Source organism: Streptomyces sp. PL-25 (assembly GCF_058344915.1).
In genome coordinates this window covers 6,455,017-6,481,623 of sequence record NZ_CP136997.1, presented here as the reverse complement: position 1 = coordinate 6,481,623, position 26,607 = coordinate 6,455,017, and the positions used below count along the sequence as shown (strand labels likewise).

The 26,607-nt window shown below is 73.9% G+C and carries 21 protein-coding genes and 1 pseudogene; 9 read left to right on the top strand and 13 right to left on the bottom strand.

Translation table 11 applies throughout. The features are described 5' to 3' along the window. The first annotated feature begins 55 nt into the window (after window positions 1–55). The 5 genes from zwf to R4Z62_RS28795 are packed head-to-tail and all read left to right on the top strand — an operon-like array spanning window position 56 to window position 5,723. Window positions 56–1,663, top strand: a complete 1,608-nt coding sequence (zwf, locus tag R4Z62_RS28815) for a glucose-6-phosphate dehydrogenase (protein ID WP_064537736.1) — start codon at window positions 56–58, stop codon at window positions 1,661–1,663. Continuing rightward, complete coding sequence (gene opcA / locus R4Z62_RS28810; RefSeq protein WP_491521321.1) at window positions 1,660–2,586, top strand: glucose-6-phosphate dehydrogenase assembly protein OpcA; 927 nt, start codon at window positions 1,660–1,662, stop codon at window positions 2,584–2,586. Before zwf ends, opcA begins: the two co-directional genes overlap by 4 nt. Window position 2,587: 1 nt before the next feature. Next, the gene (pgi, locus tag R4Z62_RS28805; RefSeq protein ID WP_491521320.1) at window positions 2,588–4,234 is read left to right on the top strand and encodes a glucose-6-phosphate isomerase; all 1,647 of its coding nucleotides are present in this window, start codon (window positions 2,588–2,590) and stop codon (window positions 4,232–4,234) included. A gap of 1 nt (window position 4,235) precedes the next feature. Beyond that, window positions 4,236–5,126, top strand: coding sequence for a phosphogluconate dehydrogenase (NAD(+)-dependent, decarboxylating) (gene gnd, locus R4Z62_RS28800; RefSeq protein ID WP_381740248.1), 891 nt, complete (start codon window positions 4,236–4,238; stop codon window positions 5,124–5,126). 6 nt (window positions 5,127–5,132) lie between these two features. Continuing rightward, window positions 5,133–5,723, top strand: coding sequence for a histidine phosphatase family protein (locus R4Z62_RS28795; RefSeq protein WP_491521319.1), 591 nt, complete (start codon window positions 5,133–5,135; stop codon window positions 5,721–5,723). Window positions 5,724–5,798: 75 nt separating this feature from the next. Here R4Z62_RS28795 and R4Z62_RS28790 read toward each other — a convergent pair whose 3' ends face one another. Then, entirely contained in the window at window positions 5,799–6,440 is a 642-nt protein-coding gene (locus tag R4Z62_RS28790; protein WP_491521318.1) for a TetR/AcrR family transcriptional regulator, read from the bottom strand. Between the two features lie 83 nt (window positions 6,441–6,523). Here R4Z62_RS28790 and R4Z62_RS28785 point away from each other — a divergent pair, with 83 nt between their 5' ends. Then, window positions 6,524–7,396, top strand: coding sequence for an NAD(P)-dependent oxidoreductase (locus R4Z62_RS28785; RefSeq protein ID WP_491521317.1), 873 nt, complete (start codon window positions 6,524–6,526; stop codon window positions 7,394–7,396). A 50-nt stretch (window positions 7,397–7,446) separates the two neighbouring features. On the opposite strand, the gene R4Z62_RS28780 is transcribed toward R4Z62_RS28785, so the two are convergent. Next, window positions 7,447–7,908, bottom strand: a complete 462-nt coding sequence (locus tag R4Z62_RS28780) for a TIGR03618 family F420-dependent PPOX class oxidoreductase (RefSeq protein ID WP_064536199.1) — start codon at window positions 7,906–7,908, stop codon at window positions 7,447–7,449. A gap of 100 nt (window positions 7,909–8,008) precedes the next feature. Between R4Z62_RS28780 and R4Z62_RS28775 the strand changes: the two genes are divergently transcribed. Then, the gene (locus R4Z62_RS28775) at window positions 8,009–8,605 is read left to right on the top strand and encodes a TetR/AcrR family transcriptional regulator (protein WP_064536197.1); all 597 of its coding nucleotides are present in this window, start codon (window positions 8,009–8,011) and stop codon (window positions 8,603–8,605) included. Then, window positions 8,602–10,059, top strand: coding sequence for an MFS transporter (locus R4Z62_RS28770; protein WP_491521316.1), 1,458 nt, complete (start codon window positions 8,602–8,604; stop codon window positions 10,057–10,059). The genes R4Z62_RS28775 and R4Z62_RS28770 overlap by 4 nt, the downstream gene beginning before the upstream one ends. A gap of 860 nt (window positions 10,060–10,919) precedes the next feature. Here the strand turns inward: R4Z62_RS28770 and R4Z62_RS28765 are convergent. The 4 genes from R4Z62_RS28765 to R4Z62_RS28750 all read right to left on the bottom strand — a co-directional run bounded on the left by R4Z62_RS28765 (window position 10,920) and on the right by R4Z62_RS28750 (window position 16,303). After that, the gene (locus R4Z62_RS28765) at window positions 10,920–12,161 is read right to left on the bottom strand and encodes an MDR family MFS transporter (RefSeq protein ID WP_491521315.1); all 1,242 of its coding nucleotides are present in this window, start codon (window positions 12,159–12,161) and stop codon (window positions 10,920–10,922) included. After that, the gene (locus R4Z62_RS28760; RefSeq protein ID WP_491521314.1) at window positions 12,158–14,104 is read right to left on the bottom strand and encodes an ABC transporter permease subunit; all 1,947 of its coding nucleotides are present in this window, start codon (window positions 14,102–14,104) and stop codon (window positions 12,158–12,160) included. Before R4Z62_RS28760 ends, R4Z62_RS28765 begins: the two co-directional genes overlap by 4 nt. Window positions 14,105–14,107: 3 nt before the next feature. After that, window positions 14,108–15,613: an ABC transporter substrate-binding protein gene (locus tag R4Z62_RS28755; RefSeq protein ID WP_491521313.1), complete on the bottom strand. Its 1,506-nt coding sequence runs from the start codon at window positions 15,611–15,613 to the stop codon at window positions 14,108–14,110. A 156-nt stretch (window positions 15,614–15,769) separates the two neighbouring features. Continuing rightward, window positions 15,770–16,303, bottom strand: coding sequence for a GNAT family N-acetyltransferase (locus R4Z62_RS28750; RefSeq protein WP_079159145.1), 534 nt, complete (start codon window positions 16,301–16,303; stop codon window positions 15,770–15,772). 157 nt (window positions 16,304–16,460) lie between these two features. Here R4Z62_RS28750 and R4Z62_RS28745 point away from each other — a divergent pair, with 157 nt between their 5' ends. Beyond that, window positions 16,461–17,276 carry an SAM-dependent methyltransferase gene (locus R4Z62_RS28745; RefSeq protein ID WP_491521312.1) on the top strand — a complete coding sequence of 272 codons (816 nt, stop codon included), beginning with the start codon at window positions 16,461–16,463 and terminating at the stop codon, window positions 17,274–17,276. A gap of 101 nt (window positions 17,277–17,377) precedes the next feature. Here R4Z62_RS28745 and R4Z62_RS28740 read toward each other — a convergent pair whose 3' ends face one another. From R4Z62_RS28740 to R4Z62_RS28710, 7 genes and pseudogenes are all read right to left on the bottom strand, one after another. Then, on the bottom strand, window positions 17,378–18,742 hold the full coding sequence (locus R4Z62_RS28740) for a GH1 family beta-glucosidase (protein ID WP_491521311.1): 1,365 nt from the start codon (window positions 18,740–18,742) through the stop codon (window positions 17,378–17,380). A gap of 29 nt (window positions 18,743–18,771) precedes the next feature. Then, window positions 18,772–19,611, bottom strand: a complete 840-nt coding sequence (locus R4Z62_RS28735; RefSeq protein WP_018571807.1) for a carbohydrate ABC transporter permease — start codon at window positions 19,609–19,611, stop codon at window positions 18,772–18,774. A gap of 16 nt (window positions 19,612–19,627) precedes the next feature. After that, the gene (locus tag R4Z62_RS28730; protein WP_491521310.1) at window positions 19,628–20,635 is read right to left on the bottom strand and encodes a carbohydrate ABC transporter permease; all 1,008 of its coding nucleotides are present in this window, start codon (window positions 20,633–20,635) and stop codon (window positions 19,628–19,630) included. Between the two features lie 5 nt (window positions 20,636–20,640). Then, window positions 20,641–21,957, bottom strand: a complete 1,317-nt coding sequence (locus R4Z62_RS28725) for an ABC transporter substrate-binding protein (RefSeq protein ID WP_064536183.1) — start codon at window positions 21,955–21,957, stop codon at window positions 20,641–20,643. 535 nt (window positions 21,958–22,492) lie between these two features. Continuing rightward, window positions 22,493–24,577, bottom strand: a complete 2,085-nt coding sequence (gene fusA, locus R4Z62_RS28720) for an elongation factor G (RefSeq protein ID WP_491521309.1) — start codon at window positions 24,575–24,577, stop codon at window positions 22,493–22,495. 412 nt (window positions 24,578–24,989) lie between these two features. After that, window positions 24,990–25,199: pseudogene (locus tag R4Z62_RS28715) on the bottom strand (phosphodiester glycosidase family protein); the annotation flags it as partial. 167 nt (window positions 25,200–25,366) lie between these two features. Beyond that, complete coding sequence (locus R4Z62_RS28710; RefSeq protein WP_491521308.1) at window positions 25,367–26,530, bottom strand: S1 family peptidase; 1,164 nt, start codon at window positions 26,528–26,530, stop codon at window positions 25,367–25,369. Window positions 26,531–26,607: the final 77 nt, after the last annotated feature.

Here is a 26,607-nt window from a genome sequence, read left to right as displayed (position 1 = left end):
GAGTCCGTCGCCCGTCGCCGTACGGCCCGAGGACCAGGAACCGGATCCCAAGGCCATGCAGCAGGCGCAGGCGTCCGGGGCCACGGGCTCCGCCGCGGCGCGCGAGGCGGCGGACGTGCGCGTCCCGGTCGTCCCGGCCGCCGACTGGGTGAATCCGCTGCGCGACCCCCGGGACCGCCGGCTGCCCAGGATCGCGGGCCCCTCCGGGCTCGTCATCTTCGGTGTCACCGGCGACCTGTCCCGCAAGAAGCTCATGCCGGCCGTCTACGACCTGGCCAACCGCGGTCTGCTGCCGCCGGGCTTCTCGCTGGTCGGCTTCGCCCGCCGGGACTGGGAGGACCAGGACTTCGCGCAGGTCGTGCACGACGCCGTCAAGGAGCACGCGCGCACCCCGTTCCGCGAGGAGGTGTGGCAGCAGCTCGCCGAGGGCATGCGCTTCGTCCCCGGTGACTTCGACGACGACACCGCGTTCAAACAGCTGCGCGACGCGGTGCAGGAGCTGGACTCCTCCCGGGGCACCGGCGGCAACTTCGCCTTCTACCTCTCGGTGCCGCCGAAGTTCTTCCCCAAGGTCGTGCAGCAGCTGAAGAAGCACGGCCTGGCGGAGGGCCCCGAGGGCTCCTGGCGGCGCGCGGTCATCGAGAAGCCGTTCGGCCACGACCTGGCCAGCGCCCGCGAGCTGAACCGGATCGTGCACGAGGTGTTCGACCCGGACCAGGTGTTCCGCATCGACCACTACCTGGGCAAGGAGACCGTCCAGAACATCCTGGCGCTCCGCTTCGCCAACCAGATGTACGAGCCGATCTGGAACCGCTCCTATGTCGACCACGTGCAGATCACCATGGCCGAGGACATCGGCATCGGCGGCCGGGCCGGCTACTACGACGGCATCGGCGCCGCCCGCGACGTCATCCAGAACCACCTGCTCCAGCTGATGGCGCTCACCGCGATGGAGGAGCCGATCGCCTTCGACGCGGAGGCGCTGCTCACCGAGAAGCTGAAGGTGCTCAAGTCGGTGCGGCTGCCCGAGGAGCTGGGCCGGCACACCGTGCGCGCCCAGTACGCCGAGGGCTGGCAGGGCGGCGAGAAGGTCATCGGGTACCTCGAAGAGGACGGCATCGACCCGAAGTCCAAGACCGACACCTACGCGGCGGTCAAGCTGGAGATCGACAACCGCCGCTGGGCGGGCGTCCCCTTCTATCTGCGCACCGGCAAGCGGCTGGGCCGCCGGGTCACCGAGATCGCGGTGGTCTTCCAGCGGGCCCCGCACTCCCCCTTCGACACCACGGCGACCGAGGAGCTGGGCGAGAACGCCATCGTGATCCGCGTGCAGCCGGACGAGGGCATGACGGTCCGGTTCGGTTCCAAGGTGCCGGGCACCTCGATGGAGATCCGGGACGTGACGATGGACTTCGCCTACGGCGAGTCCTTCACCGAGTCCAGCCCGGAGGCGTACGAACGCCTCATCCTGGACGTGCTGCTCGGTGACGCGAACCTGTTCCCCCGTCACCAGGAAGTGGAAGAGTCCTGGAAGATCCTCGACCCGATCGAGGGCTACTGGGACGAGCACGGCAGGCCCGCCCAGTACCCCTCGGGCACCTGGGGACCGCGGGAAGCCGACGAGATGCTCGCACGAGACGGACGGAGCTGGCGCAGGCCATGAAGATCGACCTGACCGACACCACGGCAAGCAAGATCAACAAGGCGCTGGTGGAAGGCCGCCGCGCCATCGGCACGCCCGCCGTGGGCATGGTCCTGACGATGGTGATCGTCGCCGACGAGGAGAACGCCTACGACTCGATCAAGGCGGCCGAGGACGCCTCGCGCGAGCACCCCTCGCGCACCCTGGTCGTGATCAAGCGGCACGCGCGCACCCTGCGCGACCGCACCCACTCCCGGCTGGACGCGGAGATCCGGGTCGGCTCGGAGGCCGGCACCGGCGAGACGGTGGTGCTGCGCACCTACGGAGACGTCTCCGACCACGCCGACTCGGTGGTGCTGCCGCTGCTGCTGCCGGACGCGCCGGTCGTCGTGTGGTGGCCGGTGGAGGCGCCCGGCAACCTCGCGGCGGACCCGCTGGGCGCGCTGGCCCAGCGCCGCATCACCGATCTGTACGCCTTCGAGAACCCGCTGGAGGTCCTTCGGACCCGGGCGCGCCACTACGCGCCCGGCGACACCGACCTGGCCTGGACCCGGCTCACCCTGTGGCGCTCGATGCTCGCCGCGGCGCTGGACCAGGCCCGGGTCCGGGTGACCTCGGCGGCCGTGGAGGCGGAGGCCGACAACCCGAGCGCGGAGCTGCTGGCCCGCTGGCTGGAGGCCCGGCTGGGCGTCCCGGTCGACCGGGTGGGCAGCGAGGGACCGTTCGTGACGGCCGTCCGCCTGGGCACCGCCGACGGCGAGATCGTCATCGACCGGCCCGAGGGCCCGCTGGCCACGCTAAGCCTGCCCGGCCAGCCGTCCCGCACCCTCGCCCTCAAGGTCCGTCCCACCTCCGAACTCATCGCCGAGGAGCTGCGCCGCCTCGACGCCGACGAGATGTACGCCGTGGCCCTGCGGGGCGACGGGATCAAGGAGACCGTCTGACATGTCCGACACCACCAAGCTCACCCGGCGTCCGCAGTGGACCGCGCTGGAGGACCACCGCGCCCGGTGGCAGTCGCATCTGCGGGAGCTGTTCGCCGAGGATCCCGCGCGCGCCGAGCGCTACACGGTGCGCGTCGGTGATCTGCGCATCGACTACTCCAAGCACCTGGTCACCGACGAGACGCTCCAGCTGCTGCGGGAGCTGGCCGAGGCGACCGGCGTGGCCGGGCTGCGTGACGCCATGTTCGCCGGGGAGAAGATCAACGTCACCGAGCGGCGGGCCGTGCTGCACACCGCGCTGCGCGCGCCCCGGGACGCGGTGATCGAGGTCGACGGCAAGAACGTGGTGCCCCAGGTGCACGCCGTCCTCGACAAGATGGCCGCCTTCGCCGAGCGGATCCGCTCCGGCGAGTGGACCGGGCACACCGGCAGGCGGATCCGCAATGTGGTCAACATCGGCATCGGCGGCTCCGACCTGGGCCCGGCGATGGCGTACGAGGTGCTGCGCGCCTACACCGACCGTGCTCTGACGGTCCGGTTCGTCTCCAATGTCGACGGCGCCGACCTGCACGAGGCGACCCGCGACCTGGACCCGGCCGAGACGCTGTTCATCGTCGCCTCCAAGACCTTCACCACGATCGAGACGATCACCAACGCCACCTCGGCCCGGGACTGGCTGCTCAAGGGGCTGGACGGGGACCAGAAGGCGGTCGCCAAGCACTTCGTGGCGCTGTCGACGAACACGGAGAAGGTCACCGCGTTCGGTATCGACGTCGACAACATGTTCGAGTTCTGGGACTGGGTCGGCGGCCGGTACTCGTACGACTCGGCGATCGGCCTCTCGCTGATGATCGCGATCGGCCCGGACCGCTTCCGCGAGATGCTGGACGGCTTCCGCATCGTCGACGAGCACTTCCGCAACGCGCCCGCCGAGGCCAACGCGCCGCTGAACCTGGGCCTGCTGGGCATCTGGTACGGCAACTTCTTCGGCGCGCAGACGCACGCGGTGCTGCCGTACTCGCACTATCTGTCGAAGTTCACCGCCTACCTCCAGCAGCTCGACATGGAGTCCAACGGCAAGTCGGTGCAGCGCGACGGCGAGCCGGTGGAGTGGCAGACCGGGCCGGTGGTCTGGGGCACGCCCGGCACCAACGGCCAGCACGCCTACTACCAGCTCATCCACCAGGGCACCGAGCTGATCCCGGCCGACTTCATCGGCTTCGCCAACCCGGTCGCGGAGCTGAGCGACGAGCTGAAGGCCCAGCACGACCTGCTGATGGCCAACCTGTTCGCGCAGGGCCAGGCGCTGGCCTTCGGCAAGACCGCCGACGAGGTGCGCGCCGAGGGGGTGCCCGAGGAGCAAATCGCCCCCCGCACCTTCCACGGCAACCACCCCACCACCACGATCCTGGCGGCCGAGCTGACCCCGTCGGTCCTCGGGCAGCTGATCGCCCTCTACGAGCACAAGGTGTTCGTGCAGGGCGCCGTGTGGAACATCGACTCCTTCGACCAGTGGGGCGTCGAACTCGGCAAGGTGCTGGCCAAGCGCGTCGAGCCCGCGCTGACCGAGGGCGCCGAGGTGCCCGGTCTCGACCCGTCCACCGCCGCCCTCGTGGCCGCCTACCGCGAACTCAAGAAAGCGAACTGACATGGCATCGACGCAGATCGGTCTCGTGGGCCTCGGCAAGATGGGCGGCAACATGCGGGAACGCCTCCGCAACGCCGGCCTCACGGTCGTCGGCTACGACCGCAACCCCGAGGTCTCCGACGTGCCCAGCCTGGTCGACCTGGTCGACCGGCTCGACGGTCCGCGCGCCGTCTGGGTGATGGTCCCGGCCGGCGGCGCCACCCAGCACGTCATCGACCAGCTCGCCACCCTCCTCAAGCCCGGTGACCTGGTGATCGACGGCGGCAACTCGCGCTGGACGGACGACGAGAAGCACGCCAAGCAGTTGCACGCGCGCGGCATCGGCTTCGTCGACGCGGGCGTCTCGGGCGGGGTGTGGGGCCTGAAGAACGGCTACGCGCTCATGGTCGGCGGCGACAAGGAGCACGTCGACCGGCTCAAGCCGGTCTTCGACGCCCTCAAGCCCGAGGGCCCCTACGGCTACGTCCACGCGGGCAAGGTGGGCGCGGGCCACTTCGCGAAGATGGTCCACAACGGCATCGAGTACGCGATGATGCAGGCGTACGCCGAGGGCTGGGAGCTGCTGGAGAAGGTCGACTCCGTGGACAACGTCCGCGAGGTCTTCCGGTCCTGGCAGGAGGGCACCGTCATCCGCTCCTGGCTGCTCGACCTGGCCGTCAACGCGCTGGACGACGACGAGCACCTGGAGAAGCTGCGCGGCTTCGCGGAGGACTCCGGCGAAGGGCGCTGGACGGTGGAGGCGGCCATCGACAACGCCGTGCCGCTGCCCGCGATCACGGCCTCGCTGTTCGCCCGGTTCGCCTCGCGCCAGGACGACTCGCCGCAGATGAAGATGGTCGCGGCGCTGCGCAATCAGTTCGGCGGCCACGCCGTCGAGTCGAAGAAGGGCTGACGCGCCGTGGGGGACCTTCTCCTGGTCCGCCACGGCGAGACGGAGTGGAGCCTGTCGGGACAGCACACCAGCCGTACCGACCTGCCCCTGACCCAGCGCGGCGAGGAGCAGGCCAAGCTGCTCGCTCCGCTCCTGACCGGCCGGACCTACGCACAGGTGCTCACCAGCCCGCTCGGCCGGGCCGTGCGCACCGCCGAACTCGCGGGTCTGACCGGCGCCGAGGCGGATCCCGATCTGCGCGAATGGGACTACGGCGGCTACGAGGGCGTCACCACCGCCGAGATACACCGCTCCCGCCCGCACTGGGACCTGTGGACCGACGGGGTGCCGCCCGGCGACTCCCCCGGTGAGTCACCGGAGGAGGTCGGCCGGCGTGCCGACCGGGTGCTGGAGCGGGTCGCTCCGGCGCTCGCCCGGGACGGCGGCGACGTGGTCCTGGTCGCGCACGGCCACTTCCTGCGGGTCCTGACGGCCCGCAGGCTGGGCCTGCCGCCCGCCGAGGGCCGCCTGTTCCAGCTCGCGACGGGCACGGTGAGCCGGCTCTCGACCGAGCACGACCGGCCGGTCGTCGCGGAGTGGAACACCAGGGCGGCGTAGCGGCGGACACGCCACCCGCGCACCGAGGGGCCCCGGCACCGAGCCGGGGCCCCTGCGCGTGCTCCGGGTGTGCCGTCAGGCGGCGGGCGGGCGGTGGTCCGGGGCCACGGCCGCGTCCAGGAGCGGGCCCAGTTCCCGGGCCACGGTCGTCAGCGGGGCCACGCCGCCCTCGGCGCGGGCCATGACGATCGCGCCCTCCAGAGCGCTGATCATGAGCGTGGCCAGGGCCGGTGCCCGCCCGGACGGCACGCCCAGCTCCGTGAGGGCGGCGGCCAGCGGCTCGCACCAGGTGGCGAACGCCGCGGCGACCGTCCGCCGTACGGTGCCGTCCGCGGCGCACTCGACGGTGGCGGCGGCGACCGGGCAGCCGCGCAGCTCGCCGGTCGCCTCGTACTCGTCCGTCCACTGCGCCACCATCGCGGCGAACAGCGCGCTCGGCGCGGGGTCGGCAAGACCCGCCAGGAAGCGGGCGATCCGCCGCCCGGCGTACCGCCCGGCCCAGGCCACCGCCTCCTCGACCAGTTGCTCCTTGCCGCCCGGGAAGTAGTGCTGGAGCGAGCCCCTGGGCGCCTCGGCATGGGCGGCCACGTCCCGCATACCGGTCGCGGCGATGCCGTCGCGCCGGATGAGCTGGGCGGCGCTGAAGACCATCCGCTCGCGCGGTCCGTACCGGGACCCCGTCCCCGTCCTGGCCGGCCGCTCCGTTGGGTTGCTCATCCCGAGACTCTATGACTTGCGTCATAAACCCCGCTACTATGACCGCCGTCATAGAAACAGTCCCGACCCCAGGGCGGCATCGCGTGAACGTCGGCTTCCTCGGTCTCGGAGTCATGGGCCGGCCCATGGCGCTCCGGCTCGTCCGCTCCGGCACCCCGTTGACCGTGTGGAACCGCACGGCGGCCCGCACGGAGCCGCTGCGCGCCGCCGGAGCCCGGGTGGCGGCGGACCCCGCGGAGGTGTTCGCCCGTACGGACACGGTGGTCCTGATGCTGGCCGACGAGCGCGCCATGGACGAGACCCTGGGCCGGGGCACCCCGGGCTTCGCCGCCCGGGTGAGCGGCCGGACGCTCGTGCACATGGGTACGACCTCGCCCGCGTACTCGCGCGGCCTGGAGGCCGACGTCCGCGCGGCGGGCGGGCGCTACGTCGAGGCGCCGGTCTCCGGCTCCCGGGTCCCGGCCGAGCGGGGCGAGCTGGTGGCCATGACCGCCGGGGACGAGGACGCGGTACGGTCCGTGGGCCCGCTGCTCGCCCGGCTGAGCCGCCGGACCTTCGCGTGCGGCCCGGTCCCCGGCGCGCTGCTCATGAAGCTGTCGGTGAACCTGTTCCTGATCACCCAGGTCACCGGGCTCACCGAGGCGTTCCACTTCGCCGGCCGGCAGGGGCTCGACCGGCGGCTGTTCCTCGAGGTGCTGGGCGCGGGCCCGATGGCCAGCCCCGTCTCGCTGATGAAGGCGCCCAAGCTGCTGGACGGGGACTTCGCGGTGCAGGCGGCGGCCCTGGACGTACTCAAGAACAACCGGCTGATCGCCGGGGCCGCGCGGGAGGCGGGCATCGCCTCCCCGCTGCTCGACGCCTGCCACGCCCTGTTCGAGGAGACGGTCGCCCTCGGGCACGGCGGCGAGGACATGGTGGCCGTGCTGCGGGCACTGGAGGCGCGTACGGGGGCCTGATCCGGGCGAAGGGCGAAGGGCGAAGGGCGAAGGGCGAAGGGCGAAAGATCCTAGCCGGCTTTCGGGATGCCGTACGCCCGCTCCACCCGCAGGCGCAGCACGAGGCGGCGGTCGCGGACCATGGTGGCGCGGAAGTCGTCCCAGTCGGGGTGTTCGCCGACGACGTCGCGGTAGAGGCGGACCAGTTCCCCGACGGTCGCGTCGTACGGGTCCGCGGCGACCGGCGACAGGTCGGCGGTGCCCTCGGCGACCGTGTAGGCGCGGCGGTCCGGGGCGGTCACGTGGTAGGAGGCGCGCGGGTCCCGGCGCAGATTGCGGGTCTTGGCCCGGTCGTCGGTGACCGAGACGCGCAGGACGCGCTCTCCGGGGTCGTAGGCGTGGCTGACGTTCGACAGCTGCGGGCGGCCGTCGCGCTTGAGGGTGACCAGCACGCCCCCGTGGACCTCGGCGAGGAGGGCGAGCAGCGCGTCCGGCGCGGGGCCGGGCGCCGCACTGTGTGTGTCCTGAGTCATACCCCGGTCAACTGCCGCGACCACGCGGCGCATTCCCGGCACGAAGGAGACCTCCGAGCGTGAGTAGACAGTGTCTACTCACGCCTGGTAGACACTGTCTATGCATGAGGACGAGCCGGAGAAGAGTCCCGGCGGCCTGCGTGAGCGCCTGGTGGACGTCGGGGTGGACCTGGTCGCCGAGCAGGGCGCGCAGGCGCTCACCCTGCGGGAGATCGCGCGCCGCGCGGGCGTCTCGCACGGCGCGCCGCGCCGCCACTTCCCCACCCATCTGGAGCTGCTGTCCGCCATCGCGCGCCGCGGCTTCGAGGAGCTGGCCGCGCGGGCGCGGACGGCGACCGCGGACCCCGCGGCGCACCCCCGCGACCAGCTCGCGGCGCTGGGCCGGGTCTATCTGGACTTCGCGCTCGGCCACCGCGGCATGTACGACCTGATGTTCCGCCACGATCTGCTGGAGAGCGGCCACCTGGGTCTGCGGGACACCAGCCTGCCGCTCTTCGCCACCCTGGTGGACCTGGTCGGCCGGGTCCGTCCCGGCGCCGACGCCCGGACCGTCGCCGCGTCCCTGTGGGCCGCCCTGCACGGCATCGCCCAGCTGTGGCGCTGGGGCAGTCTCCAGCTCGCCACCGGCACCGACGACATCGCCCCGCTGCTGCGTACGGCGCTCGACGCGCACCTCGGCCCGGAGCGGCACGGATGAACCGCGCTCAGGCACTGACCCTGATCAGCAGTGTGGCCGGGGCGGTGATCGTCGCGCTGGACGGCACCGTCCTCACCGTCGCGCAGCCCGCGCTGCGCCGCGACCTGGACGCCTCGTACGCGCAGGTCCAGTGGACCAGCACCGGGTATCTCGTGGCGGTGGCGAGCCTGCTGGTGTTCGCCGGGCGGCTCGGCGACCTGCCGCGCGGGCTCACACGCCGGTCGGCGCCGCTCGGCCACCGGCGGATGTTCGCCGCCGGGATGCTCGGCTTCGGCGCCACGTCGGCGGGCATCGCCGTCGCACCCGGCATCGGCTGGGTGATCGCCCTGCGGGTCGCCCAGGGCGTGTGCGGGGCCATGCTGCAACCGGCCACGCTGGGCATGCTCCGGTCGGCCTTCCCGCCCGACCGGCTCGGGATGCCGCTCGCGGTGCGCACCAGCGCCATCGGCGTGGCGGCGGCGGCCGGACCGGTACTGGGCGGGGCGCTGGTGGCCGGGCCGGGCTGGCGGGCGGTGTTCCTCCTGAACGTCGTCCCGACGCTGGTCTTCGCCCTGCTCGCGCTCACCCTGCCCGGCCGGGAGCCGGACCCCCGGCCTCCCGCCGGGCACCGGCCGTCCGGCTCGACCTGCCCGGCGCGCTGCTCCTCGCCCTCGCCCTGGGCTGCGCCGTGCGCGCCCTGGTCGCGGTGGCGGAGCCCGGCGGAGCGGGCGCGGACACGGTCCCCGTCGTGCTCGTGGGCGCCGCCGCCGCGGTCCTCCTCGTACGGCACGAGCGCCGCGCCGCCGATCCGCTGCTGCCGCCGGACGTCATCGGCTCGGCCGTCGTCGGTTCGGCCGTCGCCGTGCTGGTGGGCGGCCTCGGCGGCCTTCTCCGGCACGCTGTTCGTCCTCACGTACGTCCTCCAGGACACCCTGGGGCTCGACCCGTTCCAGAGCGCTCTGCGCAGCCTGCCGCTGGCGATGCTGATGGTGCTCGCCGCACCGCTCGCCCCGGCGCTGCTGCGCCGGCTGGGCGCGCGCGGGACGACCATGGCGGCCATGGCCGCGCTCGCGCTGGGTGTCCTGCTGCTCGCCCGCGCCTCGGGCACGGTCGCGCTGTGCGGCGGCTTCGCGGTGCTCGGGGCCGGGTTCGGCACGGTACTGGTCGCGGCGACCCACGTCGTCGTACGGGAGTCGGCCGTGGCCTCGGCCGGAGTGGCCGGCGGCCTCCAGCAGACCGCCATGAACATCGGCCCCGCCCTCGGCGTGGCCACCGCGACCGCCCTGCGCGGCTCCGACGGCGGCCCGGGGCTGCCCCTCGCCGTCCTCGCGTCGGTGGCCGCGGCGGGCGCGCTGACGGCCCGCGCCCTGCCGGGACGCGTCCACGCCCGGCCCACGGACGGCGAGGCCGCAGGCCGGGCAGAGGATGAGGATGAGGATGAGAAGGGGGCAGGGGCGGGGGCACGGGCCGCCTGAGTCCGGGCGGACGGCGGGGGCCTGGGCAGTTGGTCACCGCGTCGGGGGTGCGGGGCGACCGGGAGCGGGTGGCGGCACGCGCGGTGGTGTCCGGGAGGAGGCCCGAGGCGGCGGTGCGGGAGCGGTCTCGGAGCGACGGACGGGCCGCGTCGGCGCGGGACAGTGACCGGGCTGCCGCACCGGCGGACCGGCGGGCGGCGGCGCCCCACCGTCTCCGGTGGGGCGGACCGGGGCGCCGACGCACAGCCGCGTTCGCGAAGCATCGGCTGGCCGCCGGGCGCCATCACCCGATGACCGGGGGCGTCGGCCTGGCGGACGGCGGCATCGAACAGCCCCCGAGGCGCCGGACCGGCGGTCGGCGGTCGGCGGTCGGCGGTCGGCGGTCGGCGGTCGGCGGTCGGCGGTCGGCGGTCGGCGGTCGGCGGTCGGCGGTCGGCGGTCGGCGGTCGGCGGTCGGCGGTCGGCGGTCGGCGGTCGGCGGTCGGCGGTCGGCGGCGCGCAACGGTCCGCGGCGGCCGGGGGTACGCAACGGCAGCGCCCTGCCCCACCGCGGCGCCTCGATCCGTCGAGGGCGGTGCGGCAGCCGGGCCCGCCCTCGGGCAGAGGGCCGCCCAGGGACGGTCATCGCCTCCCCCGGCCCTGGTCACCGGCCTCGTACGCACCGCGCCCCGTCCCGGGTGCCGCCCCGCCCCCGGCCGCCCGGCCGTAGGGCCGACGCTCAGCGGCACGCAGAAGTCCCGGGATCCCGAACCGGCGGGCGGGGCGGCACCCGGCAACGTCCAGGGTGCCGGACCGGTGGTCGTCGGCCGGCGTGCCGCGGGCTCCGGGGGCGGCGCCGGATCGCGCCGCCCCCGTGGCGCTCAGTCCCGTCGGGGCAGGAGACCGATCGCCGCGACGGGTACGGCGGCCAGGGCCAGCCAGGGGACGGCCGGTGGCAGCGGGGAGTCGAGGAGGCGGCCGCTCGTGGCGCTGCCGAGGAGCACGATCAGGCCGGAGACCGAGGACAGGGCGCCGGTGTAGAGGCCGAGCCGGCCCTCTTCGGCCAGGTCGGGCACCCAGGCGCGGGCGACCGGCGCGACGGTCAGCTGGCCCAGGGTGAGCAGGACGACGAAACCGACGGCGGGCAGCAGTCCGGCCGGGCCGCTGCCCGTGGCGGCGGCCGGGCGGCCCACCGCGACCAGCGCGAAGGCGGCACCGGTCAGCAGCAGCCCCGCCGCCATGGTGCGGCGCGGGCCGAGCCGTTCCCCCGTCCAGCGGGTGAGGGGCAGTTGCACGGTCACGGCGAGCAGGGAGGACAGCGCGAACAGCCAGGCCAGCGCCGTCTGGGAGCCGGTCACCCGCTGCACCTCGGCGGGCAGGGCCAGATAGAGCTGGTTGTAGGCGAGCAGGCAGGTGCCGTACGCACAGCACAGGGCCAGGAAGCGGCGGTTGCGTAGCAGGACGGTGAGACCGCCGCGCGCCCGGGTGCGGGTGCGGCCGGGGAGGTGCTGGGGCAGCAGCCGGGCGTGCCCGGCGAGGACGAGGACGAAGACGCCCGCACCGGCCAGGCAGGCAGTGCGGAAGTCCACCGCGAGCAGCAGCGCGCCCAGCAGCGGTCCGGCGAACGCCCCGGCCTGCCCGGACGCCGCGAACAACGCCAGGACGCGGGTGCGGGGGCCGCCGCCCGCCGCCTCCCAGGCCACGGCCTGCCGTACGACCTCCGACTCGACGGCGGGCGAGAACAGCGCGGCGGCGAAGCCGATGAGCAGGACCGCGCCGATGACCGGCCAGGTGCCCTGCGCGTAGGCGAGCCAGGCGAACCCGGCGATGCGCAGCACACAGCCGCCGAGGACGACGGGCCGGACGCCGAAGCGGTCGGTGAGGATGCCGCCGACGACGAACAGCCCCTGCTGGCTGAAGGTCCGCAGCCCCAGCACCAGTCCGACCAGCCAGCCCGCCATGCCGACGCCCTGCCCCAGATGTTCGGCGAGGAAGGGCAGCACGGCGAAGAAACCGATGTTGAAGGCGAGCTGCGTCCAGATCAGCAGGCGCAGCAGCGGCGGGAGCGGAGCCCGTTGCGCTGCGGGGGACGCGGTCGTCGTGGTGGGCGGCTGCGCGGTCACCGGCGCGCCGCCTCCGTGGCCGCCGTGGCCGCCGTATCCGCCGTATCCGCCGTATCCACCGCGTCCGCCGGGACCGGTGACCGCGAGAAGCGCGTCCGCAGCCGTCCGGCGCCGGTGCCGGGCGAGCCCCCGATCCCCCCGGCCGCCGTCACCGCGAGGGCGCCCAGCAGGGCGAGGACGGCGGCGGGGGCGAGCACGGCCCAGGGGGCGCGTTCGGCGTAGGGCTGGTTCTCGGCGAGCAGCAGGCCCCATTCGGGGGACGGCGGCTGGGCGCCGAGGCCGAGGAAGCCCAGCGCGGCGAGGGCGAGGGCGACGCCGGGCAGCCGGAGCAGGGCGTGCCGGGTGACGGAGGGCAGTACGGCGGGCAGGAGGTGGCGGCGCAGCAGGTGGCGGCGGTTCGCGCCGAGTCCCCGGGGCGCGGCGAGGTGCTGGGCGGCGCGTTCCTGGCGCAGCAGCGCGGAGGTGTGGGCGGCCAGCGGTGCCCAGGCGACGGCGGTCACGGCGAGCGCGGGGGTGGCCGGTCCGCTGCCCCAGACGGCGGTGGTGAGCAGCGCGGCGAGGACGGGCGGTACGGCGTTGACGGTGTCGACGAGCGGTCCGGACAGCCGGGGCAGCAGGCCGAGCAGCACACCGGCGAGCAGGCAGGCCGCGCTGATCGCGAGAGCGAGGAGCACGGTGTGCAGGGCGCCGTGCGCGACGCGGGCGAGCAGGTCGCGGCCGAGCGCGTCGGTGCCGAAGGGGTGTCCGGGCGAGGGGGCGCGCAGCCGGGCGGTGGTGTCGAGGGCGAGCGGGTCGCGGGGCAGCCCGGCGAGGACGACGGCGAGGAGCAGCGCGCCGTGCAGGAGCGGCAGGGCCCGGCGGGCGGGCGGCCGGGGCGGGTGCAGGGTGGGCAGGGCGCCGTCGCGCAGGGCGGGGCCGGTGAGCGGGCGGGCGGCGAGGCGGGCGGCCAGGGAGGCGGCGGCTCCGAGCAGGACGAGGACGAGGGTGCCCGCCTGGAGCACGGGCAGGTCCTGGGCGAGGGCCGCCTGGAGCGTGGTGCGGCCGAGTCCGGGGATGTCGAAGATCTGCTCGACGGCGACGGCGCCGCCGGTCAGTCCGACGGCGAACAGCCCGAGGTTGGGCAGCAGCGCGGGCAGGCAGCGGTGCACGGCGTGCCGGGCGATCCGGCGGCCGGGGACTCCGCGGGCGGCGGCGGCCCGCGCCCAGGGTTCGGCGAACGCGCCGGGCAGCAGGTCGCCCAGCAGCCGTCCGAGCACGGCCCCGGCGGGCAGACCGAGGGCGAGCGCGGGCAGCACGGTCCAGCGGGGCCCGTACCAGCCGAGCGCGGGCAGCCAGCCGAGCTGGACGCCGACGACGGTGGCGAGCACGGAGGCGGTGAGGAACTCGGGCAGCGCGGCGAGCATCGCGGAGGGGGTGCCGCCGGTCCGGCCGGCCGGGCGGCCGCGGGCGCCCCGGCGCAGGACGGGGGCGCACACCAGCGCGGCGGTGGCGGCGGCGACGGCGAGCGCCACCGCCATCAGGAGCAGGGAGGCGCCCAGAGCCTGGAGCACGGCGGGCGTGACCGCCTGCCCGGACAGCCAGGACCGTCCGGCGTCCCCGCGCGGCAGCCCGCCGAGCCAGTGGGCGAGCAGCCGCAGCGGGCCGTCGTCCAGGCCGAGCCCGGCCCGGATGTCGGCCAGTACCTCGGGGGTGGGGTCGCGGTCCGCCGAGCGGGCCTTGAGCACGGTGAGCGCCGGATCGGTGCGGGTCAGCCAGGGCAGCAGGCCGATGCCGCACAGCAGGGCGGCGGCGACGGCGAACCGCCACAGCACGGCGCCCGCGGCGGCCGCACGTCCGCCCCGGCGCCCGCGCGGCCGGGCCGCCGCGCGCTCCCCCGGGCGCCGGGCGGAACGGTCCTGCGGAGGGCTGCCCGCGCGGCCGTCCGGGGTGGTCGTCGCTGCCATGGTTCAGCGGCGGGTGCCGGTGCCGACGAGGACGCGCTCGTACGGGTCGAGGAGGACGCCCTTGACCGAGGTGCCGACGCCGGTGATGACGCGCTGGTGGACCAGCGGGACCACGGCGTCGGTGCCGAGGATGCGCGCCTCGGCGGCCATCGCGGCGTCCTGGCGCTTGCCGTCCTCACCGACGCCCTCGGCGTCGGCCACGGCCTCGTCCACGGCCCGGTCGCACAGCCGCGCCAGGTTGTAGCCGCCCTTGCAGGTGTAGTCGCTGGCGAGCACGGCGACGGGGTCGCCGGTGTCGACGAGGGTGTTGCGGGCGAGGACGACCCCGTCGAACCTGCCCGCGAGCGCGTCGGTCTCCAGCCGTGAGTACTCCCGTACGACCAGTTCGACCTTGAACCCGGCCTTCTCCAGCTGCTGCTTGAGCACCTGGGCGACCTCGGGCAGCTCGGGGCGGTTGTCGTAGGTGGCGAGGGTGACGGCGGTGCCGTGCGGTGCGCCGGCCGCCGCCCTGCCCACCGGCTGTGTGCGCTTGCCCGCGGCCCAGGTGACGGCGGGGCCGTAGATCCCGGCGCCGGCGTCGGCGTGGTTCTCGTAGACGCCGTGTGCCAGGGCGGCGGGGTCCACGGCGGCGCGGGCGGCGGCGCGCAGCTTCGGGTCCTTGAAGGGTCCGGCCGCGCTGTTGAGGAGCAGGCTGGTGGTGCGGGTGGTGGCGGTCTCGCGGCGGGTGGCCGCCTCCAGGGTGGCGGCCTGGGCGACGGGGACGGCCTCGGCGATGTCGACCTGGCCGGTGCGCAGCGCGTTGGCGCGCGCGGTGCCGTCGGCGATGAAGCGGGCGTCGATCCCGGCGGACTGGGCGCGGCCGCCCCAGTAGTCGTCGAACCGGTCGAGCCGGGCGGAGGTGCTGCCCTCGGCCTTGGCGAGCGTGAAGGGCCCGGTGCCGGTGCCGACCGGGTTCACCCGGCCGTCCTTGGCGGCGTACGCCTTGGCGGAGAGCACGGCGAGGCTGGGGCTGGACAGCCGCAGCGGCAGCACGGGGTCGGAGGAGCCGGTCGTGACGCGCAGGGTGCGGGCGCCCTCCGCCTTGGCGCCGACGGTGACGCCGGACAGGGCGGCGGGAGCGGGCTTGGCCCGGATGGCGTGGGTCAGGGAGGCGGCGACAGCGGCGGCGGTGACGTCGGTCCCGTCCTGGAAGGTGGCCTCGCGCAGGGTGAACAGCCAGGTGTGCTCGTCCTGGCGGCGCCAGGACTGGGCGAGCGCGGGGGCGGCGGCGCCGTTGGCGTCGAGCCCGGTCAGGCCCTCGGTGACACCGAGCCTGCTGAGGATGGTGGCGTCCGCGCCGTAGGGCGAGAGGTTCTCGGCGGGCGGGAAGGCGAGGGCGACCCGCAGGCGGGACCCGGCCGCGGTGTCGGCGGATCCGCCCTGCGCTTCGCCGCCGCCGGAGGCGAAGCAGGCGGTCAGGAGCGGGGCCAGCAGGAGAGCGGCGAGCAGCCGGGGGCGACGGTGGGGCATGGTCCTCGTTCTGGATCTTGTCTGGGCGCTGAGCCGACAGGCTACATGAAAATGGTTTCCATCAATCCCCCGCCCCCAGCCCGCCCGCCACGGGTCTTCCGCCCCGCACACCCTCCGCCCCCGGCCGCCCGGCCGCGGACCGCCCGGCCGCGGGCGTCACACCAGCGGGACCTCGAAGTGCACGATGCCCTGGCCGCCGCCCGGGTCCTGGCGCTCGTCGTGCACGGCCTTGCCGAGCGAACGCCAGAACGGCTCGGCGCCGGGCACGGCGGGGTCGGTGTGCAGATAGACGGAGCGGTAGCCGCCGTCGGCGGCGGCGAAGGCGAGCAGCTCCCCGACGAGCCGCCGGGCCAGGCCGCGCCTGCGGTGCCCGGGGCGGACGTAGACGCGGCGCAGCTGCGCGGTCTCGCCGGAGGGATAGCGTTCGGCGAGGTGGCGCGGGTTGGGCGGGTGCGCGGGCCCGCGCGCGTCGAGCGCGGCGGTGGCGACGACCTCGCCGGCGGCCTCGTCGACCGCGACCAGCAGGGTGTGCCGGGCGGGGGCGAGGTAGGCGGCGGCCGGGTCGATGATGTCGCCGTGCCAGCGGGGCACGTAGCCGGTGCCGAAGTCGCGGTACACGGTGTCGAGCATCACCGCTCGGGCGCCCTCGACGTCGTCGGGGGTCGCGGGCCGGATGAGGTAGTCACGCACCTGCACATCATATGCATTAAGGGACGAGCGGAACGCAGGGGGGCAGGGGCGGACAGGCACGGACACCGGCCACGGCGTGCCAAGATGATGTTCTGACAGTCACTCACCACGGTGCAGGTGGTGGCGGGACGCGAGTCCAGGACGGAGCCAGGCAGCGATGACCTCCCCGAGCAGCGGCGGCGGCGCCCCCGCGTACGAGATAGACACCAGCAAGCCGCATCCCGCACGGATGTACGACTACTTCCTCGGCGGGAAGGACAACTACCCGGTCGACCAGGAGGCCGCCGAGCAGTTCATGAAGGCGGCCCCCGAGGTGCGGGCCGGTGTCCTCGCCAACCGGCACTTCATGCACCGCGCCGTCCGGTACGTCGTCGCCGAGGGCGGGGTGCGGCAGATCCTCGACGTGGGCACCGGCCTGCCCACCGAGCCCAATGTGCACCAGATCGCGCACGCCGTCGCCCCGGGCACACGGATCGCGTACGTCGACAACGACCCGATCGTCAGCACCCACTCGATGGCCCTGCTGGACGGCACCGGCACCTCGGTGGTCCTGGCCGACCTGCGCGAGCCGCAGGCCCTGCTGGACCACCCCGAGGTGCGCCGGGTGATCGACTTCGGCGAACCGGTGGCGCTGCTGCTGGTGGCCGTCGTGCACTTCCTCGCGGACGCCGACGACCCCGACGCCGTCCTCGCCACCCTGCGCGACGCGCTGCCCGTCGGCTCCTACCTGGTCCTCTCGCACGCCACCGGCGACATCCACGAGGACCGGCGGGAGGACGCGGCGGCCGTCTACCGGCGCGCCACCGCCTCCCTGAACCTGCGTTCGCACGCCCGCGTGCTGGACTTCTTCGGCGACTTCACACTGGTCGAACCGGGCCTGGTCAAGGTCACGGACTGGCGCCCCGACGAGGCACCGGAGGCCGGCGCCCCGCCGATCGGCATCTACGGGGCGGTGGCCCGCAAGGACCGCTGAACGGCCCGGCGGACCGCGGCGCACGCACCGGCGGACACGGCCCCCCGCGCCGCGTCCGCCGGTGCGCCCCGCTCCCGCCCCCCTCCTGCACTGGCGTGCCGCTACGCCGCCCTGCGGCCCCCTTCCCGGTGCGCCCGGACGATCTCCGCGTACCGGTGGCCGCTGCCCTTGACCGTGCGGACCTGGGTCCGGTAGTCGACGTGGACGAGGCCGAAGCGCTTGTCGTAGCCGTACGCCCACTCGAAGTTGTCCAGCAGCGACCAGGCGAAGTAGCCCGCCAGCGGGGCGCCCTTGCGGGCGGCGGAGGCGCAGGCGGCCAGATGCCGCACCAGGTAGTCCTGGCGTCCGGTGTCGTCGACGGTGCCGTCCGGGCCGACCGTGTCCGGGAACGACGAGCCGTTCTCGGTGACATGGATCTTGCGGGCACCGTACTCGTCGGTGAGGCGCAGCAGCAGCGTCTCGATGCCGCTCGCGTCGATCTCCCAGTCCATGCCGGTGCGCGGCACGTCGGGCAGGCGCACGGCGCGGGCGTACGGCACCGGCCCGTCCGGGTCGTCGGCGAGCGTCGCCGGGAAGTAGTAGTTCAGCCCGACCCAGTCCAGCGGGGCGGCGATGGTCCCCGCGTCGCCGGGGCGCTCGGGCAGCTCGACGCCGTAGACCTCGCGCATGTCGGCGGGGAAGCCGCGGCCGTGCACCGGGTCGAGCCACCAGCGGTTGACGTGCCCGTCGTGGCGGCGGGCGGCGGCCAGGTCCTCGGTCCGGTCGCTGGCGGGGAAGACGGTGGAGAGGTTGTTGACGATGCCGATCCGGGCGTCCGGTGCGGCGGCGCGGACCGCCTGCGCGGCCAGGCCGTGCCCGAGGAGCAGGTGGTAGGAGGCGCGGACGGCCGCCGTCAGATCGGTCAGACCGGGCGCCATCCTGCCCTCCAGATGACCGATCCAGGCGGAGCAGGAGGGCTCGTTCAGCGTGGTCCAGTGTGTGACGCGGTCACCGAGGCGGTCGGCGACCACCCCCGCGTACGCCGCGAAGTGCTCGGCGGTGGCGCGCTCGGGCCAACCGCCGCGGTCCTGGAGCACCTGCGGCAGGTCCCAGTGGTAGAGGGTGACGGAGGGCGTGATGCCCGCCTCCAGCAGGGCGTCGACCAGCTCGTCGTAGAAGGCGAGCCCCTTGGCGTTGACCGGGCCGTCGCCGCCGGGCACGACGCGCGGCCAGGCGACGGAGAGCCGGTAGGCGTTCGTGCCCAGGCGGCGCATCAGGTCGATGTCCTCGCGCCAGCGGTGGTAGTGGTCGCAGGCGACATCGCCGTGGTCGTCGTTGTCGACCTTCCCGGGGGTGTGCGAGAAGGTGTCCCAGATGGACGGCGAGCGGCCGTCCTCGGCGACGGCGCCCTCGATCTGGTAGGCCGAGGTGGCCGTGCCCCACAGGAAGTCGTGCGGGAGCGCGGCGAGGTCGATGGCGTCGGACACGGAAGCCCTTTCGGTAGGACGGTGGCCGGTCACTTGACGGCTCCCGCCGTCAGTCCGGCGACGAGATAGCGCTGGAGGAGCAGGAATCCGGCGACCACCGGGACGCTCACGACGAGCGAGGCGGCCATGATCTGGTTCCAGTAGACGTTGTTCTGCGTGGAGTAGCCCTGGAGGCCCACGGCGAGCGTGCGGGTGGTGTCGTTGGTCATGACGGAGGCGAACAGCACCTCGCCCCAGGCGGTCATGAAGGCGTAGACGGCGACCGCGACGATGCCGGGGATCGCGGCCGGGACGACGACGCGGAAGAGTGCGCCGAGCGGGCCGCAGCCGTCCACCAGGGCCGCCTCGTCCAGGTCGCGCGGCACCGAGTCGAAGTACCCGATGAGCATCCAGATCGAGAACGGCAGCGAGAAGGTGAGATAGGTGAGGATCAGGCCGCCGCGCGAGCCGAACAGGGCGATGCCGGTGGCGTTGCCGATGTTGACGTACAGCAGGAACAGCGGCAGCAGGAAGAGGATGCCCGGGAACATCTGCGTGGACAGCACGGTGACCGTGAAGACGCGCTTGCCGTGGAAGGCGTAGCGGCTGACGGCGTACGCGGCGAAGACCGCGATCACCACCGAGCAGACCGTCGCGGCACCGGCCACGACCAGCGAGTTCACGAAGTACTTCGCGAGCGGCACGGTCGACCAGATGTCGATGTACGGGCGGAAGGTCAGCCCGCTGGGCAGCCAGCGGAACTTCCCGGTGACGTCCGCCAGCGGTTTGAGCGAGCTGGAGACCATCACGTAGACCGGCACCAGGACGAAGCCGGTCAGCAGGGTGAGGAAGACGCGCCGCGACCAGGTGAAGGAGCGGGGCGGCGCCATCGGGGACCGGGGGATGTCAGACATCGGCCGCCTTCCGTCCGCGTGAGGTGATCGCCAGATAGGTGCCGGTGACGACCAGCAGGAAGAGCAGCAGCAGTACGGACATGGCCGAGCCGGTGCCGAAGTCCCAGCTGACGAAGGACGCCTGGTAGATGTGGACCGAGATGAGGTCGGCCGCCTCGGGCGCGGCCCGCCCGAACAGCACGTACGGCGTGTTGAAGTCGTTGAACGTCCACAGGAACAGCACCAGCACCAGCACCTGGTTGACCGGGCGCAGCGAGGGCAGGGTGATCCGGCGCAGTTGCTGCCACTGGCCCGCGCCGTCCAGCGCCGCCGCCTCGTACAGCTCCTTGGGGATGTTCTGGAGTCCGGCCATGACGATGAGGAAGGCGAACGGCCAGCCCTTCCACACCGACACGACCAGCAGGGCGACGAAGCTGTTGTCGCCGATGAGCCAGAAGGACGGCTTGTCGGTCAGGTGCAGCTGGTCGTGCAGGACATGGTTCACCAGGCCGTTGTCGTGCTGGAACATGAACACCCAGGTGATGACGGCCGCGTAGACCGGCAGCGCGTACGGCACCAGGAACAGCGCGCGCAGCAGGCCGCGGCCGCGGAAGGTGTCCTGCATGCAGATCGCGGCGGCGGTGCCGATCAGCCAGCACAGGCCGACCGAGAGCAGGGTGAAGCCGACGGTGACGGCGAAGGAGTGGAGCAGCGCCTCGCCGATGGGGGCGTCGAAGTCCACCGACACCTTGTAGTTGTCGAAGCCGGACCAGGGGGCGGTGCCCCAGTCGCGGATGTAGAACTGGGTGAGCTGTTTGAAGCTCATGACGATGCCGATGACCATCGGCACCAGGTGGACCAGGAGTTCGAGGACGAGCGCGGGCAGCAGGAGCAGATAGGGCAGGGAGACCCGGCGGATCCACCCGGCGCGGCGGCGCGGGCCGGGCGCCGCCGCGCCGGGGGACTTCCCGGGCGCGGCGGTGGGCGCGCCCGGGTCGCCGGAGACGGTGGTCGTGGTCATCGTGCTCACTTCGCCGGCATCTGCTGCTGGGCCTTCCGGAGCTTGGCCTTCACCGAGTCGGTGGTCACCGCGCGGCCGGCCGCCGCGTCGGCGAACAGCTCCTTGACGGCCGTGCCGACCGTCGTCTCGAACTGGGACTCGGCGGCCACCTGGGGCAGCGCGGCGGCGCTGGTGGCGAGGGTGTTCTTCAGCACCGCGTTGGCCGTGGTGCTGAACGCCGGGTCCGACTGGGCCGACTTGACCGGCGGGATGGAGCTGTACGCCTTGTTGAGGATCTTCTGCTCCTCGTCGCCGGTCAGGAACTTCACGAACTGCGCGGCGCCGTCGAGGTTGTGGGTGTTCTTGAAGACGGCGACGTTGATGCCGGCGACCATCGAGTTGACCTGGGTGCCGGTGCCCGGGGTGCCGGACCGCACGGGCACGGGCGCCACCCCGTAGGCGTCCTCGCTCATCCCCTGGGACTTGAGGTTGGCGGAGGCCGTCTGCCACAGCAGCATCGCGGTCCGGCCCTTGGCGAAGTCGCTGACCGACTGGTTCTGCGCGTACTCGGCGTCGCCGGGCGGGATGGCCTTGTCCTTCGCCATCAGGTCGACGTACTGCTTGACGGCCGCGACGACTCCGTCGCTGGTGAAGTCGGGCTTGCCGTCGGCGGTGAAGAAGTCGGCGCCGTGCTGCTTGGCGAGGACGAAGACGTGGTGGATGTTCTCCGACACGTTGGAGCCCTCGGCGCCGAGCACCTGCTTGCCCCTGGCCTGGATCTTCTGTCCGTCGGCGACCAGTTCGTCCCAGGTGGCGGGCGGCTTGGCGATACCGGCGTCGGCGAAGATCTGCTTGTTGTAGTAGAGGGCGTAGGCCAGCGAGTACAGCGGTACGGCCGCCGGGTCCTTGCCCTGGACGCCGGTCGAGCCGAGCGCGGAGTCGACGAAGCGGTCCTTGCCGCCGATCTTGGCGAAGTTCGTGTCGTCCCACGGCAGCAGCGCGCCGGTCGCCTGGAGGGAGGCGCTCCAGGTGTTGCCGATGTTGAGGACGTCGGGCCCCTGCCCGGAGGTGGTCGCGGTCAGGATCCGGTTCAGCAGGTCCGACCAGGGCACGACCTCCAGTTTCACCTTGATGCCCGTCTGCTTCTCGAACTTGTCGAGTTCGGGCTGGAGGACCTTCTTGTCGACCTCGATGCTTGCGCCCTGGTTGGAGGCCCAGTACGTCAGCGTCTTGGGCGAGTCGTTGGACCCGCCGCCCGTCGACGAACCGCCTCCGCAGGCCGAGGCGGCAAGGGCGAGAGACAGGGTGACGGCGCCTACGGCCGCGGCTCGGATGCTGCGCATGGCTCCTGGGTGTCCCTTTCCGGGAGTCGAGGCCCGAGGGCGTCCTCCGTTCGACTTCCGAACGACTACCTCAGGGCTTAATTTAGGACGTGAGTTAAACCCTCCCGGAAAGGTTCGTCAAGGGATCCGGCAGCACTGGATCGGCAGGCGGGGCCGGTGCGGACCGGCGCACCCGGGGGCAGGAGCCCGGCCCACCCGGCTGACCTGCGGCGCGAGGGCGTACAGGGTCAGTACAACGGTTGGATATCGGCGGCCTCTCGAAAGGCGGACGTACGGCGTGCGGCGCGGGTGCGGTCAACTCCCGCCGGGAAGTGGGGAGAAGGGGCGTTCGCGGCGGGTGTTCACTTCCTGAAGCGGGGGCGGGGCGGGGCGGGGCCGCGGGTCTGGTGGCGCGCGCCCCTCTGTCCCCTTCCGCCCGGCCGGGTGGGCCGGGTGGAAGGGGGTGGTGACGGTGAGGGCCGGCTCACCGGCCGCCGTAAGGCGCCCGGTGAGCCGGCCCTCAACCCTTAGCTCTCAGCCCTCAACCCCTCAGCCCTCACACAGTCGCGGAGGCGGGCGTGGCGGTGCCCGGGGCGGGGGCGTACCCGGCGGGCCGGGTGGTGAAGGTCCCCCGGCCCCGGGTGCGGCCGCGCAGCCGGGTCGCGTACCCGAACAGCTCGGCCAGCGGCACGACGGCGGTGACCACCGCCGTCCCCGCGCGCACGGTCTGCCCGGACACCCGTCCGCGCCGTGCGGCCAGATCGCCCAGCACCCCGCCCACGGCCTCCTCCGGAACGGTCACCGTCACCGCGGCGACCGGCTCCAGCAGCCGCATCCCGCACGCCCGCAGCGCCTCCCGCAGACCGAGCCGCCCCGCCGTGCGGAAGGCCGCCTCCGAGGAGTCCTTCACATGTGTGGCGCCGTCGGTCAGCGTGACCCGCAGCCCGGTCACCGGGTGTCCGCCCAGGGGCCCTTGGGCCAGGGCGTCACGGCATCCGGCCTCGACCGCGCGGACGTACTCCTGCGGTACGCGCCCCCCGATCACGGCGGACCGGAAGGCGAAGTCCCCGGCACCCGGGCCGCTCTCGCCGCCCTCGCCGCCGGCCGGCTCGACGTCCAGCACCACGTGCGCGAACTGCCCGGCGCCGCCGTCCTGTTTGACGTGCCGGAACACCGCTCCCGTCACGCCCCGCACCACGGTCTCCCGCAGCGCCACCCGCGGCCGTCCGGTGCGGACCTCGACGCCGTACGTCCGGCGCAGCCGCTCCGCCGCCACCTCCAGGTGGAGTTCGCCCCGGCCCGACAGCACTCGCTGGCCGGTCTCGGGGTCACCGCGCACGACCAGCGAGGGATCCTCCTCGGTGAGCCGGGCGAGCGCCGCGGCCAGCCGGTCGGTGTCGGTGCTCCGGCACGCCTCGACGGCCACCGAGACCACGGGCTCGGCGGTGCCGGGCGGTTCGAGCAGGAGCGGCGCGTCCGGACGGCACAGGGTGGTACCGGCGCGGGCGCCCTTCAGCCCGGTCACGGCGACGATGTCGCCCGCGGACGCCCGGTCGAGCGGCGTCTGCCGGTCGGCCCGCATCCGCAGGATCCGTCCGACGCGTTCGGTGCGGCGCGCGGTGGCGTCCCACACGGCGGTTCCCTTCTCCAGAGTGCCCGAATAGACCCGCAGCCAGGTCAGCCGGCCGCTCGGGGTGGCGGTCACCTTGAAGGCGAGCGCGGCGAACGGAGCTTCCGGGTCGGCCGACCGCTCCTGCTCCGCGCCGTCGTACGCGCCCCGTACGGCGGGGACGTCGAGCGGCGAGGGCAGACAGGCGGCGACGGCGTCGAGCAGGGGCTCGATCCCCCGGTTGCGGTAGGCGGAGCCGCACAGCACGACGACGCCGTCGCCGGTACGGGTCAGCTCGCGCAGCGCGGCCGTGAGGGTGGACACGCTCAGCGTGTCCCGGGCGCAGAACTCCTCCAGCGCGGCGGGATGGAGCTCGGCCACCGCCTCCTCCAGGATCCGGCGCCGGGCCTCGGCCGCCGCGCGCAGCGGCTCCGGGACGGGTACGGCGTCGAGCGGGACACCGTCGTCGTCCCAGACGAGGGCGCGCATGCGCACCAGGTCCACGACACCGCGGAACCCGCCCTCCGAGCCGATGGGCGACTGCACGACCAGCGGGGCCGGGTGCAGCCGCTCGCGCAGGGAGGCCACGGCCGCGTCGAGGTCGGCGCCGGCCCGGTCCATCTTGTTCACGAACGCGATCCGCGGCACCCCGTGCCGGTCCGCCTGCCGCCACACGGACTCGCTCTGCGGCTCCACCCCGGCGACGGCGTCGAACACCGCGACCGCCCCGTCCAGCACCCGCAGCGAGCGCTCCACCTCGTCGGCGAAGTCGACGTGCCCGGGGGTGTCGATCAGATTGATCCGGTGCCCCCGCCACGCGCAGCTCACCGCGGCCGAGGAGATGGTGATGCCCCGCTCGCGCTCCTGCGGGTCGAAGTCGGTGACGGTGGTGCCGTCGTGCACCTCGCCCCGCCTGTGGGTGGCGCCGGCGGCGTACAGGATCCGCTCGGTGACGGTGGTCTTGCCCGCGTCGACGTGGGCGAGGATGCCGATGTTGCGGACGGTCGTGAGAGGGTTCTCGGTGCTGCGCACGGCCCATGGCCTTTCGGGATGATCCGGAGAAGGGCGGCGCGATTCCCGCACGAGGACACTCCCGGCGGCCACCCCGCACCGGCGGACGGCCGGGACGGGGGGCGCTGGAGCGGGAGCGGTCAGATCCTGGTGACGGGCATCCGGTACCGGCCGCGCAGCGGGTACCGGAGCCCCCGGGACACCAGGATCACCTGGGACCGGGACGGGGGAACGACGACGACAGCGGTACGGTCACGCATCATCGGCTCCCCTCGGTGTGGCGCGGTGCGCAGTGTGTCGCGCGGTGCGCTGTGTGCGGTGCGCCGCGTTGTGCGGTGCGGTGCGCCGCGTTGTGCGGCGTGACGGAGTCTAGGCAAGGCCGGGACACGGGGCATGGCATTTTCCGCGTCCGGCCGACCGGATCCGGGCGGGGTCAGTCCCGGCGCGGCAGGATCAACAGGGCGTCATCCACCGGGCGTTCGCCGACGGCGTCGGACGGATCGTCGAGCACGGCGCCGCCGACGGCCGTCGTGGTCGAGCCGCCGCCGTCGAGGCCGACCGCGTCGCGCAGCCCGAGCACCCTGGCGACCGCGGCGCTCTCGGTGATACTGAGTCCGAGCGCGGCGGTGCTGCGTCCGTCCGCGCAGCAGGTCCTCGGAAAGGCCCTTTCTGGCCCCCCGCCCAGGTCGCGGCCGTGCGCGACCGCACCCGGCACAGTGCCGTACCGGCCGGAGTACGGCCGGTACGGCACCACACGTCATGTCATGTCCCGCGGCGCGCGGGCGCCCGGCCGGACGGGGTGGCAGCGCCTCACGCCGTGTGCAGCGTCAGCCCGTACCGCCCGAGGATCTCGTTGACCGGCTGGTACCAGGTCTCGCCGCCCGAGCTGCAGTTGCCCCAGCCGCCGGAGGTGACACCCTGGGCCTGGTCGCCGCTGATGAACGAGCCGCCGGAGTCGCCCGGTTCGGCGCAGACGTTGGTCTTGGTCATCTGATGGACGGCGCCCTCGCTGTAGTTGACGGTCTCGTTCTTGGCGAGGACGGTGCCGCAGTGCCAGTGCGACGTGGAGCCGGAGCGGCAGATCGACGCGCCGATGGGTGCCTCGGCCGAGCCGCGGACCAGCTGGTCGGAGACGGTGCCCCAGCCGAGGACGACCGGCACGGTCCACCAGCCGCTGCCCACGCTGACCCAGGCGTAGTCGTTGTCGGGGAACGAGGAGCCCTGGAAGGTGCCGATGTACGAGCCGTCCCAGCCGTTGACGCCCATGCTGGGATGCCCGCAGTGCCCGGCGGTGACGAAGCCGCCGTACACCGAGAAGCCGATGGAGCAGCGGACGTTGCCCGTGTAGTACGGGTCGCCGCCCACGGTTCCGGCGGCCAGGGTGCGCGGGGCCTGCGCGGTCTCGCTCACGGTCACGGGACCGGCGGCGCGGGCCCGGTCGAGGAACGCCTTGACATCGTTGTCGCCCCGGTGTGAGGAGACCACGGTGACGGCGACCGAGCTGGAGCGCGGATCGACGTGCCAGCTGCTCACGCCCTCGGGTGCCTTGAGCTTGTCCAACTTCGCCTTTGTGGCGTCCAGTTGATGTTCGGTGTGGCGTACACGGGTGACCTGGGCGCCGGTCGCCTCGACGGCGGCGCGGTGGGTGTCGTCGGCGAGGGCGACCACGAGCGTGTCGCGCCGCGCGTCGAACCACGAGCCGCCGTACGCCGGTCCGGCGGCCTTGCGTGCCGCCTGCTCGACGGTGCGCGCCGTGGCCTCGGCGGCGAGCCGTGCGGTGGCCTGGGACTTCGTCAGATGCAGGTCGTGCTGGAGGGCGGTGACGAGGGCCGCGGAAGCGGGAGCGTCGGCCGCCGCGCCCGAGCCGGCCGACGACGGGGTGGCGGCGGTCGCCTGACCGCCGGCCAGACCCGCGCCGACCGTCAGGAGGAGCGCCGCGGACAGGGCGGCGCGCAGAACTGTCGTGCGTCTCATGTGACTTGCTGCCTTTCGTCGTTCCGGTCACGACGGGGCACCCGCCCCGGTGACGGTGGGGGTGGAGCGGAAGGGCA